General features: G+C 74.2%; 12 protein-coding genes. 6 read left to right on the top strand and 6 right to left on the bottom strand.

Annotation, left to right across the window (positions count from 1 at the left end; translation table 11 throughout):
* Nucleotides 1–129: 129 nt before the first annotated feature.
* The 4 genes from QFZ75_RS16670 to QFZ75_RS16685 form a co-directional block, all read right to left on the bottom strand.
* Nucleotides 130–1248 (bottom strand): LLM class flavin-dependent oxidoreductase, encoded by a 1119-nt coding sequence (locus tag QFZ75_RS16670; protein WP_307537776.1) that lies wholly within the window; start codon nt 1246–1248, stop codon nt 130–132.
* Nucleotides 1249–1378: 130 nt separating this feature from the next.
* Nucleotides 1379–2161 (bottom strand): SDR family NAD(P)-dependent oxidoreductase, encoded by a 783-nt coding sequence (locus QFZ75_RS16675; protein WP_307537777.1) that lies wholly within the window; start codon nt 2159–2161, stop codon nt 1379–1381.
* A 139-nt stretch (nt 2162–2300) separates the two neighbouring features.
* Nucleotides 2301–3242 carry an LLM class F420-dependent oxidoreductase gene (locus QFZ75_RS16680; RefSeq protein WP_307537779.1) on the bottom strand — a complete coding sequence of 314 codons (942 nt, stop codon included), beginning with the start codon at nt 3240–3242 and terminating at the stop codon, nt 2301–2303.
* A 160-nt stretch (nt 3243–3402) separates the two neighbouring features.
* On the bottom strand, nt 3403–4635 hold the full coding sequence (locus tag QFZ75_RS16685; protein ID WP_307537781.1) for an amidohydrolase family protein: 1233 nt from the start codon (nt 4633–4635) through the stop codon (nt 3403–3405).
* Nucleotides 4636–4858: 223 nt separating this feature from the next.
* On the opposite strand from QFZ75_RS16685, the gene QFZ75_RS16690 reads away from it, so the two are divergent.
* The 3 genes from QFZ75_RS16690 (at nt 4859) to QFZ75_RS16700 (ending at nt 8634) form a co-directional block, all read left to right on the top strand.
* A complete protein-coding gene (locus QFZ75_RS16690; RefSeq protein WP_307537782.1) occupies nt 4859–7825 on the top strand; it encodes a BTAD domain-containing putative transcriptional regulator in 2967 nt (988 codons plus the stop codon).
* Nucleotides 7826–8052: 227 nt separating this feature from the next.
* Nucleotides 8053–8295: a hypothetical protein gene (locus QFZ75_RS16695; RefSeq protein ID WP_307537783.1), complete on the top strand. Its 243-nt coding sequence runs from the start codon at nt 8053–8055 to the stop codon at nt 8293–8295.
* A gap of 186 nt (nt 8296–8481) precedes the next feature.
* Entirely contained in the window at nt 8482–8634 is a 153-nt protein-coding gene (locus tag QFZ75_RS16700; RefSeq protein ID WP_307537785.1) for a hypothetical protein, read from the top strand.
* A 162-nt stretch (nt 8635–8796) separates the two neighbouring features.
* Here the strand turns inward: QFZ75_RS16700 and QFZ75_RS16705 are convergent, their stop codons facing one another.
* The gene (locus QFZ75_RS16705) at nt 8797–9456 is read right to left on the bottom strand and encodes a response regulator transcription factor (RefSeq protein WP_307537786.1); all 660 of its coding nucleotides are present in this window, start codon (nt 9454–9456) and stop codon (nt 8797–8799) included.
* Entirely contained in the window at nt 9444–10769 is a 1326-nt protein-coding gene (locus tag QFZ75_RS16710) for a sensor histidine kinase (RefSeq protein WP_373466048.1), read from the bottom strand. The genes QFZ75_RS16705 and QFZ75_RS16710 overlap by 13 nt, the downstream gene beginning before the upstream one ends.
* Before the next feature lie 753 nt (nt 10770–11522).
* Between QFZ75_RS16710 and QFZ75_RS16715 the strand changes: the two genes are divergently transcribed.
* From QFZ75_RS16715 to QFZ75_RS16725, 3 genes are read left to right on the top strand one after another with little or no spacing between them, the layout of a single operon-like run.
* Complete coding sequence (locus tag QFZ75_RS16715; protein WP_307537788.1) at nt 11523–11795, top strand: hypothetical protein; 273 nt, start codon at nt 11523–11525, stop codon at nt 11793–11795.
* Nucleotides 11792–12556, top strand: a complete 765-nt coding sequence (locus QFZ75_RS16720) for an ABC transporter ATP-binding protein (protein WP_307537790.1) — start codon at nt 11792–11794, stop codon at nt 12554–12556. Before QFZ75_RS16715 ends, QFZ75_RS16720 begins: the two co-directional genes overlap by 4 nt.
* Nucleotides 12557–12560: 4 nt before the next feature.
* Nucleotides 12561–15185, top strand: a complete 2625-nt coding sequence (locus QFZ75_RS16725) for an FtsX-like permease family protein (protein ID WP_307537792.1) — start codon at nt 12561–12563, stop codon at nt 15183–15185.
* Nucleotides 15186–15268 lie beyond the last annotated feature (83 nt).

Below are 15268 nucleotides of genomic sequence, written 5' to 3' on the forward strand. Positions count from 1 at the left end.
TCCGGCACTCCGGCACTCCGGCACTCCGGCCGGACCTTTCCGGCTCACGGCACCCTCGTCCGCCCGGGGGCCCGGGGGCGCGGGGAACCGCGCGAGCGGCCACCGACGGCCCGCGGCCACCGACGAAGCTCAGACAGCGCCCCGGAACCGGGTGGTCCGGTGCACGGGATCCGTGTCGATCTTCGGGACGACGTGCTCCCCGATCAGCCGGATCGTCTGCAGCGTCTCCTCCTTCGGCACCCCGACCGGCAGCCCGAACGACAGCTGGTCGGCGCCGGCCTGCTCCCACCGCTTGCACTGCGTGAGCACCTCGTCCGGATCACCGCAGATCAGCAGCTCCTCGGCGATGAGGAGTTCGATCAGTTCCTCGGTGTACTCGGGCAGCGTCTGCGGCCACACGGGGAACCCCTCGGGCCGCGGGAACGTGTCGTGGTAGCGGAAGACGAGCGAGGGCAGGTAGTGCAGCCCGCCTGCCGCGGCGATCCGTACCGCCTCGGCGTGCGTCGGCGCGCAGACCGCCGTCGTCGTCACCATCACGTTGTCGTTGACGAAGTCCCCGACCGGCTCCGCCTCGACGACGGCCGTCTTGTACTGCTCCAGGACCCACTCCATGTCGGAGACCTTCTGCACGCTGAAGCCGAGCACCCCGAGCCCCTTGCGGGCGGCCATCGCGTACGAGGGCGGCGACCCGGCGGCGTACCACATGGCGGGGTGCGACTTCCCGTACGGCTTCGGCAGGATCTTGCGCGGCGGGAGCTGCCAGTGCTTGCCCCGGAACCCGACGTACTCGTCCTGGAGCCACATCTTCGGGAACTCGGCAATGGTCTCCTCCCAGATCTCCTTGGTGTAATTCATGTCGGTGATGCCGGGGAGGAAGCCGAGGATCTCGTGCGAGCCGGCCCCGCGTCCGCTGCCGAACTCGAAGCGGCCCTCGGTGAGATGGTCGAGCATGGCGACCTTCTCGGCGACCTTCACCGGGTGGTTGACCTGGGCGAGCGGGTTGAAGATGCCGGACCCCAGGTGGATCCGCTCGGTCGCGTGCGCCAGGTAGCCGAGGAAGACGTCGTTCGCGGAGAGGTGCGAGTACTCCTCCAGGAAGTGGTGCTCGGACGCCCAGGCGTACTTGAAGCCGGACCTGTCCGCCTGGATGACGTACTCGGTCTCCTCCATCAGCGCCTTGTGCTCGGCGAGCGGATCGGTCTCGGCCCGCTTGCCCACGTACCCCTGTACAAAGAGCCCGAATTCCACGGAGGTTCACCGTCCCCTGTTCCCCTGTCCGCGACCTGACGAACCGTCAGATCCACCTGCCGCCGACTGTTGCACCGCACCCCTGGAGCGTCAAGAGCTGACGACCCGTCACATGAGGCCGGTGAAGGGTTCACGGCGCGCTCACACCCGCCAGCCACCCTCCGTCGATCACGAACGGCTGGCCGGTGACGTAGGAGGACTCATCGCAGGACAGGAAGAGGGCGAGCCGGGCCACCTCCTCCGCCCTGCCGATGCGGCCGAGCGGGACGAGCTTGCGGTAGAACCGGGCGACGGCCTCCGAGCCCGCCCCGGGGTCCGCCACCGGGTCGAGCAGGGCCGGATTGCTCATGGCGGTGTCGATCGCGCCGGGGCAGACGGCGTTGACGCGGATGCCCTTGGCGGCCAGTTCCAGCGCGGCCACGCGCGTGAGGCCGACGATCGCGTGCTTGGTCGCGCTGTACGCGCCGACGTACGCCATGCCGGTGAGCCCGGTGTACGAGGCGGTGTTGACGACGGTCCCGCCGCCGGCCGCCCCGATCTCGGGGGCCAGGGTCTTGATGCCGAGGAAGACGCCGACCTGGTTGACGCGCACGATCTGCAGGAACTCTTCGAGAGGGGTGTCGACGAGGGCGTTGAAGCGCAGGATGCCGGCGTTGTTGACGAGCCCGTCGACCTTGCCGAACGCGTCCTTGGCGACCGCCACCGCGGCCGCCCAGTCGTCCTCCCGGCCCACGTCGAGGTGGACGTACCGGGCGCGGGCGCCCAGTTCCTCGGCAAGGGCCTTTCCCTGCTCGTCCAGCACATCGGCGAGCACCACCCGCGCCCCTTCCGCGACGAAGAGCCGGGCCTCCTGCTCGCCCTGCCCCCGGGCCGCCCCGGTGACCACCACGACCCGCCCGTCCAACCGACCCATGACATCTCCCTGAACAGAGGGCGCCCGAGGGGCGCGGGGAACTGCGCGAACAACCGCGAACAACCGCGGACGGCCCGCGGCCGGGGACGCGGACGGGGCCGCGGCCGGGGACGAGGCCCCCGTCGTCCTCTTCGCGGCCCTATCCGAGGAGCGGAGCGACCCCGACCCCGAACGCCGCCATCTGGTCCGTCAGTTCGCTGCGGCTCCGCGACCGGAAGCGCACCTGGATCTGGTGGACCCCCATGTCCCGGTACGCCCGCAACGACTCGGCGATCACCTCGGGCGCGCCGCAGACCGTGCGGCGCCCCACGGCCCACCCGGGCCGCCCCACGTACAGCGGCTCGGTGATCGCGCCGACGGTGAACGGGCCGGTCACCCCGGCCTCCTCCCGCAGTCGCCCGATCCGGTCGATCTGCGCGGGCAGCCGCTCCCGCGGGTCCCCCTGCGGCAGCCACCCGTCCCCCTTGACCGCGGCCCGCCGCACGGCGGCGGGCGAGGACCCGCCGACCCACACCGGCACCCGTTCCTGCGCGGGGCGCGGTCGCTGGCCGAGCCCTTCGAAGTCGTACAGCTTCCCGTGGTGGGAGGGGAACTCGTCGGGGCCCAGCGCGGCCCGCAGCGCGTCGACGCACTCGTCCAGCACGGCCCCGCGCCGCTCGAAGTCCACCCCGAGCGCCTCGAACTCCTCCTGTACGTGTCCGGCGCCGACCCCCAGGAGCAGGCGGCCCCCGCTCAGGTGGTCGAGGGTCGCGTACTGCTTGGCGGTGACGAGGGGGTGGCGCAGTCCGACGACCGCGACGTGGCTGAGCAGCCGCACGCGCGCGGTGACCCCGGCGAGGAAGGCGAGAGTGGCGACGGGGTCGTACCAGACGGTGCTCATCGCCCGGGCGAGCCTGCGCGGGACGGCGACGTGGTCGCAGCTCGCGAGGTAGGCGAAGCCGGAGCCGTCGGCGGTCCGGGCGATCTCCACGAGATCGTCCGGACCGGCGTCGGCCTCCCACGCCTCGGCGTAGAGGGTGCTCTGCGACTGGACCGGCAACTGCATCCCGTACACCAGTCGCCCTTCGGGCAGGACCTGCATGAGCGGCACCCTTCAGCTGACGGACCGTCACATTCGAGTGGGCGGCCTCCATCGTCGTAGCTGACGCCGTGTCAGACAAGACCTGTGTGCCCGACCGGCCGCGGACCGGCGGGGGTCGGCCGGGGCCGGCGGGGGCCGGTCGTGCAGTTCCCCGCGCCCCTCAGGGGCGGGACTCCGCCCCCGCCCACAGGCCGTCCCGCGTCAGACCGAGGAGGTCGATCGCGTTGCGGCGGACGATCCGGTCGACGACGTCGGCGTCCAGGTGGCCCATCTGGGCCTCGCCGACCTGGCGCGACTCGGGCCAGGTGGAGTCGGAGTGCGGATAGTCGGTCTCGTAGAGGACGTTCCCGGCGCCGATGGCGTCCAGGTTCCGCAGCCCGAAGGCGTCGTCGAAGAAGCAGCCGTACACGTGCTCGGCGAAGAGCTCGGAGGGCGGGCGGTGGACCTTGTCCGCGACGCCGCCCCAGGCGCGGTTCTCCGCCCAGACGACGTCCGCGCGTTCCAGGATGTAGGGGATCCAGCCGATCTGCCCCTCCGCGTACATCACCCTGAGGTTCGGGAAGCGCTCGAACTTGCCGCTCATCAGCCAGTCGACCATCGAGAAGCAGCAGTTGGCGAAAGTGATGGTGGAGCCGACGGCGGGCGGCGCGTCCGCGGAGGTGGAGGGCATCCGGCTGCTCGACCCGATGTGCATGGCGATCACCGTGCCGGTCTCGTCGCAGGCGGCGAGGAACGGATCCCACTCGTCCGTGTGGACGGAGGGCAGTCCGAGGTGCGGGGGTATCTCGGAGAAGGCGACGGCCCGTACGCCGCGCGAGGCGTTGCGCCGCACCTCCTGCGCGGCGAGCCGCGCGTCCCACAGCGGGACGAGCGTGAGCGGTATCAGCCGGCCCCGGGCCGCGGGGCCGCACCACTCCTCGACCGTCCAGTCGTTGTAGGCCCGCACGCAGAGCAGCCCCAGCTCGCGGTCCTTCGCCTCGGTGAAGGTCTGGCCGCAGAACCGGGGGAAGGTCGGGAAGCAGAGGGCGGACTGCACGTGGTTGACGTCCATGTCGGCCAGGCGCCGCGGGACGTCGTACGAGCCCGGGCGCATCTGCTCGTACGTGATGATCTCGAGCTTGATCTCGTCCCTGTCGTACCCGACGGCGGTGTCGAGACGGGTGAGCGGGCGGTGGAGGTCCTCGTAGACCCACCAGTCGCCGATGGGCCCGTCGTCGCCGGAGCCGCCCATGACGGGAGCGAACTTGCCGCCCAGGAAGGTCATTTCCTTCAGCGGGGCGCGTACGACGCGCGGCCCCTCGTCCTGGTACCTCGACGGGAGCCGGTCCCGCCAGACGTGGGGGGGCTCCACCGTGTGGTCGTCCACCGAGATGATCTTCGGGAAGGTCTCCATGGTCCCAAGGTAACGCCGATCTGACGGAGCGTCAGCTCCCTGGAGGCGGTTGCCGGAATGCCGGGACCGCGCCCCGCGGTTGCGACGACGGGGTGTGGGCCCTGTGAGGGCTTGCGTGAATCTCGCATGGCGGCCTGTGATCGGTGTCTCCCACGGCTGACGCATCCGCCATGAACAAGGCAAACTGGCCTGGTTGTCATGACGGTTCGGCAGGGGGACAGCGATGGACGGTGTACCGCGGGTGCCGGAGCAGTGGAGTCCCGAGGAATCGGTGGCCCTGCGCTTCAGCGTGCTCGGCCCGGTGCGCGCCTGGCGCGGGGCGGAGGCACTGCCCATGGGATCTCCGCAGCAGCGCGCCCTGCTGGCCGCCCTGCTGCTGCGCGAGGGACGTACGGCCACGTCGGGTGAGCTGATCGACGCCCTGTGGGGCGACGAACCGCCGTCGCAGGCTCTGGCCGCGGTGCGGACGTACGCCTCACGGCTGCGCAAGGTCCTCTCCCCCGGCGTGCTGGTCAGCGAGTCGGGCGGTTACGCGATCCGGCTCTCCGACGTGTCCGGTCCGGGCGGCCCCGGCGGCTCCCTGGACGTGGCCCTCGTCCAGGAGCTCACGGCCGACGCGGAGAAGGCGAAGGCCGTCGGCGACCTGTGCCATGCGCGCGCCCTGCTGAACAAGGCGCTGAACCTGTGGGACGGGGAGGTGCTGGCGAACGTCCCGGGCCCGTACGCGGAGACCCAGCGCGCCCGCCTGGAGGAGTGGCACCTGCAGCTCACCGAGACCCGGCTGGACATGGATCTCGACCAGGGCTGCCACGCCGAGGCCGTCTCGGAGCTCACCGCGCTCACCGCGGCCCACCCCCTGCGGGAGCGGCTGCGCGAACTGCTGATGCTGGCGCTGTACCGCTCGGGCCGCCAGGCCGAGGCCCTGGCCGCGTACGCGGACACCCGGCGCCTGCTGGCCGACGAGCTCGGCGTGGACCCGAGCCCCGACCTCCAGGAACTCCAGCAGCGCATCCTGCAGGCCGACCCGGGCCTCGCGGAACCCTCCGCGCCGCTGGCGCCCGAGGCCGCCGCCACCCCGGTGCGGCCCGCCCAGCTCCCGGCCACCGTGCCCGACTTCACCGGCCGCGTGTCCTTCGTGTCGGAACTGAGCGACGTGCTCGCGACCGCCGAGGGCCGGGTGATGGCGGTGTCGGCGCTCGCCGGCATCGGCGGCGTCGGCAAGACGACGCTCGCCGTCCACGTCGCGCACCGGTCGCGGAGCGTCTTCCCGGACGGGCAGCTGTACGTGGACCTGCAGGGCGCGGGCGCGCGGGCCGCCGAACCGCAGGCGGTCCTGGGCGCCTTCCTGCGCGCCCTGGGCACCGCGGACTCGGCCATCCCGGACACCCTGGAGGAGCGGGCGGCCCTGTACCGCTCGGTGCTGGACGGCCGCCGGGTGCTGGTACTCCTCGACAACGCCCGGGACGCGGCCCAGGTACGGCCCCTGCTGCCCGGCACGGAGGGGTGCGCCGCGCTGGTGACCTCGCGGGTGCGGATGGTCGACCTGGCCGGCGCCCACCTGGTGGACCTGGACGTGATGTCGCCCGAGGAGGCGCTGCAGCTCTTCACGAAGATCGTGGGCGCCGAGCGGGTGGCGTCCGAGCGGCAGTCGTCGCTGGACGTGGTGGCGGCCTGCGGCTTCCTGCCCCTGGCCATCAGGATCGCCGCGTCCCGCCTCGCCGCGCGGCGCACCTGGACGGTCTCGGTCCTGGCGGCCAAGCTCGCGGACGAGCGGCGGCGGCTGGACGAACTGCAGGCGGGCGACCTGGCCGTGAAGGCCACCTTCGAACTCGGCTACGGGCAGCTGGAGGCGGCCCAGGCCCGCGCCTTCCGGCTGCTCGGGCTCGCGGACGGCCCCGACATCTCCCTCGCGGCGGCCGCCGCCGTCCTCGACCTCTCACCGGAGGACACCGAGGACGTACTGGAGTCGCTCGTCGACACCTCGCTCCTGGAATCGGCGGCGCCCGGCCGCTACCGCTACCACGACCTGGTCCGCCTCTACGCGCGTGCGTGCGCCGAGCGGGACGAACAGCCTCCCAGCGAGCGGGCGGCCGCGATGTCCCGCCTGCTCGACTTCTACCTGGCCACGGCGGCCGGGGTGTACGCCATCGAGCGGCCCGGCGACCGGCTGGTGGACCACCTGGAGACGACGCAGTACCCCGGCCTGCGGTTCACCGAGGGCAGCGCCGCCCTCGACTGGCTCTACACCGAGGCCGCGCCGCTGCTGGCCTGCGTACGGCAGTCCGCCGGCACCGGGCTGCTGCGCCGCGCGGTCGACCTGCTGTGGGCCGCCAAGGACCTCACCGAGTCGGGCGCCAACTCCCACCAGTACGAGACGACGGCCGGCGCGATGTGCGACGCCACCCGCGCCGCGGGGGACGCCCGCGCGGAGGGCAGGGCGCGCACCACGCTCACCAACGTGCTGCTGGTCTCAGGCCGCATCCAGCAGGCGGCCGAGCAGGCACAGCTCGCCCTGGACCTCGCGACCTCCGCCCAGGACGCCATGGCCATGAGCTGGGCCGCCAACGACCGGGGGCTCACCTGCCTCCACCAGGAGCGGTTCGCGAGCGGCAAACCGTACTTCGAGCAGGCGATACAGGGGTACGGCGCGATCGGCAACCAGCCCCTCGAAGCCCTCAGCCTCTGCAACCTGTCCCGCGCCCACCTCGGCATGGGCAACACCGACAAGGCCGTGGAGATCGCACAGCGCGCCCTGGCGACCTACCTGGAGATCGGCAAGACCCTGCGGCTGGCCAACGGACACTTCACGCTGGGCATCGCGCTGACCCGGGCCGGCCGGCACGCCGAGGCGCTCAGCCAGTTCTCCGACGCGCTGGCCGTCTTCGGCAGCCACCGGCAGCGGCTCTGGGAGGGGACCACCAACTTCCGGATGGCCGAGGTGCACCTGGCGGCCCGCCGGCCCGCGCAGGCGGCCCAGCACGCCGAGCAGGCGCTCGCGCTCGGCTGCATCGGCGGCGACCGGATGCAGGGCACCGTCCTGACGCTCCTGGGCCGGGCCCTCACCATGCTGGGACAGCTGGACCGGGCCAGGGCCTGCTGGCGCGAGGCGCTGAACCTCCTGGAGTCGAACGGTGGCGCCGCACAGGCCGAGGAGGTCCGCGCCCTGCTCACGCCCGCCACGGCGGCGTGAGGGAACGGGCCGGGGAACGCGCCCGCGACAGGACTGTTGCGGACGTTCAGCATTCGTTTATCTCCGCACGGCACTCTCATACCTGTCACACCGTCGCGTCGGGGGGCAGACGGTCTGACCAGGAGCCAACCGGTTAGTGTGCGGCTCCGAACGCCCGTCCAGCGGCCCTCGGGGGAGTCTCTGGACGGGCGTTCCTCACTTGTCAACACAACGGGAGGGATCCGACCATGAGCGACCAGACGAAGGACACCGACTTCACCACCCAGGACAACGGGATGCCGGCGCCGCCGGCGAAGGACCCGGCGGTGGCCACCCCGAACGACAACGGGATGCCCACCCCGCCCGCCGAGGACCCGGTGGCCGTTCCGCTCGACAACGGGATGCCCACCCCGCCCGCGCCGGTCGACGTCCTCGCGATGGACAACGGCATGCCGTCGCCGCCCGCCCTGGATCTCGGCGGCGCCAAGTAACGACCAACCTCCCGACGGGGATCGGCCGCGGTGGCGCGGAGGGGGAGCCACCGCGGCCGAGGTCTGTCCGGACACGGCCGGACGCGGCCGGGCCGCCCGGCGCGTTCGATCGGGTCGAACGAGTGGTACCCGTACAGGAGAACGTCCCGCACCGTCCGGAAGTCCTCCCCACCCTCAGGAGCCGACATGACCCGCACGCAGAAGTTCCTCGCCACGCTCGCCCTGGTGCTCGGTGTCAGCGCCGCGGCCGCGAGCACGGCTGCGGCCGACAACTCGATGCCCGCGCCTCCGCCGGACAGCGGCGTGGGCCCGGTCGCGTCCGCCGCCCAGGCGCCCTGACGGCCCGACGGCCCGACGGCCCGACTGTCCAGGCGCCCTGACGGCGCTCACGAGCGGAGTCGACCGCCGGTCGGGGCGTCCCGGTCCTGCCGGGTTCCGGGTGTCATGAGACGTACGGCGTGTCCGTGAACGCGGGCACGCCTGACGCCTCGTGACGTGCCGTCAGGCGTGGCGGCGTGCGTCGTCGAGGTAGCGCAGGACCGCCGCGACCCGCCGGTCCACCTGGTCGGCGGGCGACAGGTCGAGCTTGGCGAAGATGCTGCGGATGTGCTTGTGGACGGCGCCCTCGGTGACGACGAGGCGTTCCGCGATCGCGCCGTTGCCCAGTCCCTCCGCCATCAGCGCGAGCACGTCGCGCTCGCGCGGACTGAGCCGTTCCAGGCGGGTGTCCTGGCGGCTGCGGGTGAAGAGCTGCGCGACGACCTCCGGGTCGATGGCCGTCCCACCGGACGCCACGCGGCCCAGCGCGTCCAGGAACTCCTCGACCCGCCCGACCCGTTCCTTGAGCAGGTAGCCGAGCCCGGTGACCCCGCCCACGAGCAGCTCGGTGGCGAAGGACTGCTCGACGTACGCCGAGAGCACGAGGACCGCCAGGCCGGGCCGTCGCCGCCGGGCCTCCACGGCCGCGACGATCCCCTCGTCGGTGTGCGTCGGCGGCATCCGTACGTCGAGGATGGCGACGTCCGGCTCGTGGGTGCCGATGGCGTCGAGGATGCCGTCGGCGGTGCCGACCGTGGCCACCACGTCGAGGCCCTCGGCGCGCAGCAGCAGCGCGAGCCCCTCCCGCAGCAGCGCGTCGTCCTCGGCGATCACAATCCGCATGGCAGTTCCACCTTGAGAGTCGTCGGGCCGCCGGGCGGGCTGGCCAGTTCGAGGGTGCCGTCGTGGGCCGCGATCCGGTCGCGGATGCCGGTGAGCCCGGAGCCGCCGGCCTCTCCCCCGGAGCGGGCGGCCCGGGAGGTGTCCCCGGCGCCGCCCCGGCCGTCGTCGGTGATGTCCAGCCGGAGCCGGCCGCCGCGGCTGCGGACCGTGACCGTGGCCTGCCGCGCCCCGCTGTGCTTGGCGATGTTCGTCAGCGCCTCGGCCACCACGAAGTAGGCGGTCGCCTCCACGGACGCCGCGCACCGCTCGGGCGCCTGGACGTCGATCCGGCAGGGCACCGGGCAGCTCGCGGCGAGCCCGGTGAGCGCGCCGGCGAGCCCCCGGTCGGCCAGGACGGGCGGCAGGATGCCCCGGGCGACCGAGCGCAGCTCGGACAGGGCCTGCTCGGCGGCGCTCTGGGCCCGTTCGAGGAGTTCCTCGGCGCCCGCGGGGTCGCGGGCCACCATGCGGCGCGCGGCGCCCAGCAGCACGGTGACGGTGACGATCCGGTTCTGGGTGCCGTCGTGCAACGAGCGCTCGATGCGGCGCAGTTCGGTGGCGTGGGCGTCCAGGGCGGCCGCCCGGGTGGCGGTGAGTTCCGCGACGCGCAGGGACAGGTCGGTGTCGGGCCCGGCCGCGAGGAGGGTGCGTCCCGGCCGTGCCTGGAGCCGTGCCATGCCGGGGGTGAGGCCCAGGATGATGGCGGTCCAGCCGAGCCCGAGCAGGCCGGCGGCGAGCGCGTCGGGCCAGGTCTGCGCGACCCCGATGCCCAGGGACGTGCTGGTCGCGTTCTCCGGCAGCAGGCGCCAGTACAGCGGGAACGCGACGTCGCGCACGGCCAGTACCGGGAGCAGCGCGCCGCCGAGGCCGAGGAGCAGGCCCAGCGAGGCGTGCCGGGCCAGCCAGCGCAGTTCGCGCCGCGTCGTCGGGTCGACGAGGGCGGGCCTGAGGCGGGTCGGCGCGGGGTCCGGGCCGATGACCTCGGGGCCGCGCCGGCCGAGCCGGTGGCGTTCGCGTGCGGCGAGCGCGTGCAGGGCGCGCAGGACGGCCGGGACCATGAGCAGTCCGACGCCCAGCAGGGACGTCACGGCGGTCACGGCGGTCCAGATCAGGAGGAGCAGCGCCAGCAGCGCGGTGCCGAGGCCGCCGACGAGTTCGCCGAGCGCGGCGACGGCGGCGTGGGCGGCCCGCCCGACGGTGGCCCCGATCCCGGGCCGCCCCGCACCGGCCCGGCCTCCGGCCACCCGCGCCCCGACCGCCCGGCCGTCGGCCATCCGGCTCCCGGTCGTCTGCCCGGTCCCGTCCTCGGAAGGCCGCCCCGTCTGCCCGGTCCGATCCCCGACCGCCGGCGCCCCGGTCGTCCGGTCGTCGGTCGCCCGGCTCCCGGTCGTCCGCCCCGGCCCGTCCTCGGAGGGCCGCCCCGTCCGCCCCGCCCGATCCCCGGCCGCCTGTTCCTCGGCCGCCGGGCCGTCGACCACCCGGCTCCCGGTCGTCTGCCCGGTCCCGTCCTCGGAAGGCCGCCCCGTCTGTCCGGTCCGGTCCCCGGCCGCCCGCGCCCCGGTCGTCCGGTCGTCGGTCGCCCGGCCATCCGTCGCCCGGCTCCCGGCCGTCTGCCCCGTCCGGCCCTCGGAGGGCCGCCCCGTCCGGCCCGCCCGATCCCCGGCCGCCTGTTCCTCGGCCGCCCGGCCATCGGCCGCCTGGCTCCCGGTCGTCCGCCCGGTCCCGTCCTCGGAGGGTCGCCCTGTCCGGCCCGTCCGGTCTCCGGCCGTTCCGTCCTCGGCGGGGTCGTCGTGTCGGCTGGAGGTCGGCATGCGTCCACTCCCTCTCCGTGCGCGACATACCCGTCACGGCAACCGGTTCGCAGCCCGGTCCGCCGTCGAGGAGGAGCGTAGAGGTACAGCCTGCTGTACCCCCACTCGGGCTGCTGGCGGGCTCGGCCGGCCGGGGTCCCGGTCCGTAGTTTCGGTGGCACGACAGCGGGGCCCGGTCAGGGTCCTCCGCCACCCGAGACCGTGAAGAGGACAGCCATGACCACCACGGACCCCTACCGCCTCGACGGCGGCGCCGAGAACCCGTACCCGGCCGGGACGGGCGCCGACCGGGACGGCACCGGCCGGGACGGCGTCACCAAGGACGGCATCGTGCGGACGGCGCTGTGGCTGGCGCTGGTCATCAGCACCGTCGGCAACATGGCGGCCTCCTTCGGCGCCGCCTCCACCGAGGTCCACCTGGTCTGCGGCGCGGTCACCGCGCTCTGCGCGACGGTGCTCGTCGTGCGGCACCTGCGGGGCCGTCGATGAGCGGGATCCTCGCGGGAGCCGGCCACCCGGTGGCGGCGCGGACCACCCCCGCCATCACCCTGACCGGTGTCGGCAAGACGTACGCGGGAGGCGTCCGCGCCCTCGACGACGTGTCGCTGACCGTGGCGCGCGGCACGTTCCTCGCCGTGATGGGGCCCTCCGGGTCCGGCAAGAGCACGCTGATGCACTGCGCCGCCGGTCTCGACTCCCCCACCACGGGCAGCATCCGCATCGGCGACCGCGAGATCGCGGGCCTGAACGAGACCCGCCGTACCGAACTGCGCCGCGAGCACATCGGTTTCGTCTTCCAGTCCTACAACCTGGTCCCCGCCCTCAGCGTCGCCGACAACATCACCCTGCCGCTGCGGCTCGCGGGGCGGGCCCCCGACCGGGAGTGGCTGCGGACGCTGGTGGAGCGGGTCGGTCTCGCCGACCGGCTCACCCACCGGCCCGCCGAGCTCTCCGGCGGCCAGCAGCAACGGGCGGCGATCGTACGGGCGCTGGTGGCGAAGCCCGCCGTCGTGTTCGCCGACGAGCCGACCGGCGCCCTGGACCTGCGCAGCGCCCACGAGGTGCTGGGCCTGCTGCGCGAACTCGTCGACACACTGCGTCAGACGGTGGTGATGGTCACCCACGACCCGGCCGCCGCCGCCCAGGCGCACCGCGCGCTGGTGATGGCCGACGGCCGGGTGGTCGACACCCTGGACCGGCCCACCGCCCCCGAACTGGCCGACCGCCTCGTCAAGCTGGGAGAGGTCTAGAACCATGCTGCATCTCGCGGTCCGTATGGCGGGACACCGCATCACCGCCCTGCTGGCGGTGGCGTTCGCGGTGCTCGGCGGAGCGGCGCTGATCACCGGCACCGGGATCCTGGCCGAGTCGGGCCTGCGCTCCCAGCTGCCGGCCGGACGCCTCGCCGGCGCGGACGTCGTGGTCTCCGCCGACCAGAGCCTCCACCCGGCCGGGGACCTGCCGATCGCCCTCCCGGAGCGCGGCACGGTCCCGGCCGCGCTGGTCGGCCGGCTGGCCGCGCTGCCCGGTGTCACGGCCGCGGCCGGCGACGTCGGTTTCCCGGCCGCCGTGCTCGACGCCGACGGCCGGGTCGTACCGGCCGGGGAGCCCCGGACGGCCGGCCACGGCTGGTCGTCGACGAAGCTGCTCGGCGACCCGCGGACCGACGGCTCCGCGCCGGCCCGCGCCGGCGAGGTGGCGCTCGACAGCGCGACCGCGAAGGCCGCCGGGGTCGGGGCGGGCGACCGGGTCGAGGTCGTCGCGGCCGGGCGGCCCGCCGCCGCGTACCGCGTCACGGCCGTGGTCGACGCCCCGGACGCCGGCGTCCTCTTCGCCGACCCGACGGCCCTGCGGCTGTCCGGCCGCGCGGCCGGGGGCGACGCCGCCGGGCCGCGGGCCGGGACCGTGGACCTGGTCGGCCTGCGCACCGAGCCGGGCGCCGCGTCCTCGGTGGCCGCCGCGGCCCGCGACCTGGTCAAGGACGCGGGCGGGGACGAGGGGACGGGCCGGGGCGGGGACACGGACGAGGGCGAGGGCGCCGGCTCCCGCGGCGATCTCATCGTCTCCACCGGTGCCGACCGCGGTGACATCGCCTCTCCGGGCGCGGGCGCGTCCCGTTCCCTGCTGGTCCTGCTCGCCGGTTCGCTCGCCGGGATCATCGTGCTGATCATCGGGTTCGTGATGGCGAGCGCGCTGGCCGTGTCGATCGGCGGCCAGCGCCGCGACCTGGCCCTGATGCGGGCCGTCGGCGCGACACCCCGGCAGATCAGGCGCCTCGCGGCCGGGCAGGCCTCGCTCATCGCGGCCGTGGCGGCCGTACCCGGCATCGGCCTCGGCTACCTGCTGGCCGGGCAGTTCCGGCGGATGCTGGTGGACCGCGAGGTGATCCCGGAGAGCCTGCCGCTCACCTACGGTCCGCTGCCCGCGCTCGCCACGGTCCTGCTGCTGGGCGCCGGCGTCCAGGTCTCGGCCCGCGGCGCCGCGTGGCGCACCTCGCGCATGCCGGCCACCGAGGCGGTCGCCGAGTCGCGCAGCGAGCCCCGCACCCCGTCGAAGGTCCGGGCCCGCGCCGGGCTGCTGCTGATCGCCGGCGCCATGGCACTGTCGGCGGTGCCGCTGCTGAGCCGTACGGTCCTGGGCGCGGCGGCCACCTCCATGGCCGGCATCATCGGTGCGATCGGCCTGGCGCTGGCGGGCCCCGCCCTGGTCCGGGCCCTCGGCGACACGGCCGCCCGGCGGCTGCGGCCCGGTGTCACGGCGCCCACCTGGCTCGCGGTGTCCAACATCCGCGGGTACGCCCTGCGCCTGTCGGGGGTCGTCAGCGCCCTCGCCATGGCAGTGGTGTTCGTCCTGACCTACACCTTCGCCCAGACGACCGTCATGAGCGCCACCGCGCAGGACACCCGCACCGGCACCCTCGCCCAGCAGCGGCTGAGCGCGCCCGGCCTCGGCGGCGTACCGGCCGGCACCCTGGCCGATGTCACGCGGGCCGACGGCGTACGGGCGGCGGCCCCGGTCAGCGACACCACGGTCGTGTGGACCTACGAGATGTTCGGCGAACCCGAGGTCGAGTCCAGCTCCGCGATGATCCTGACCCCGGCCGCGCCGGACGTCCTGGACCTCGGCGTACGCGACGGCAGTCTGGCCGGGCTCACCGGTGACACGGTCGCCGTCGGCAGTGACGTCGCCCGTTCCCGCGACGCCGGTGTCGGCCGCCGGATCACCCTGGTCCTCGGGGACGGCAGCACGGTCCACGCGAAGGTCGTCGCCGTCTACGACCGCGGCCTCGGCTTCGGCCCGGTCGTCCTCTCCCACGACCTCGCCGCCGGCCACACCACCGCCGGCCTCGACCGGAGCGTCCTCGTACGCACCGACGGCACCGCGGCCGCCGGACGCGCCCTCGCCTCGCTCGCCGGGTCCCGGCCCGGCCTGGTCCTGGAGCCCACCGACACGGGGGCCGGCGACGGTCTGGACGGCGCGCCGGCGACGGTCTGGATCAACCTGGCCGTCATCGTCGTGCTCCTCGGCTACCTGCTGCTCAGCATCGCGAACAAGCTCGTCGCGACCACCGCCCAGCGCCGCAACGAGATCGCCACGCTCCGTCTGAACGGCACGACCCCGCGCCAGATCCTCGCGATGATGCGCCGCGAGGCGGCGGTGATCGGCGTCACCGCGCTCACCGCCGGGACGCTGCTCTCCGCGATCCCGCTCGCGCTGCTCGGCATCGGCTTCCTGCACCGGCCCTGGCCGGCCGGCCCGGTGTGGCTGCTCCCGGCCGTCGCGCTGACGGTGGTCTGCACGGCCTTCGTCACGGTCGAACTCCCCACCAGGCAGGCCCTGCGCACGGCCCCGGCCCACGCGCTGTCGGCCCACGCGTAGGGACACGCCGGGACGGGGTACGGGGTACGGGGTACGGGCCGGGACCCGTACCCCTTATCCCGTATCCCATATCCCGTACCCCG

Source organism: Streptomyces sp. V3I8 (genome assembly GCF_030817535.1).
Lineage (GTDB): Bacteria > Actinomycetota > Actinomycetes > Streptomycetales > Streptomycetaceae > Streptomyces.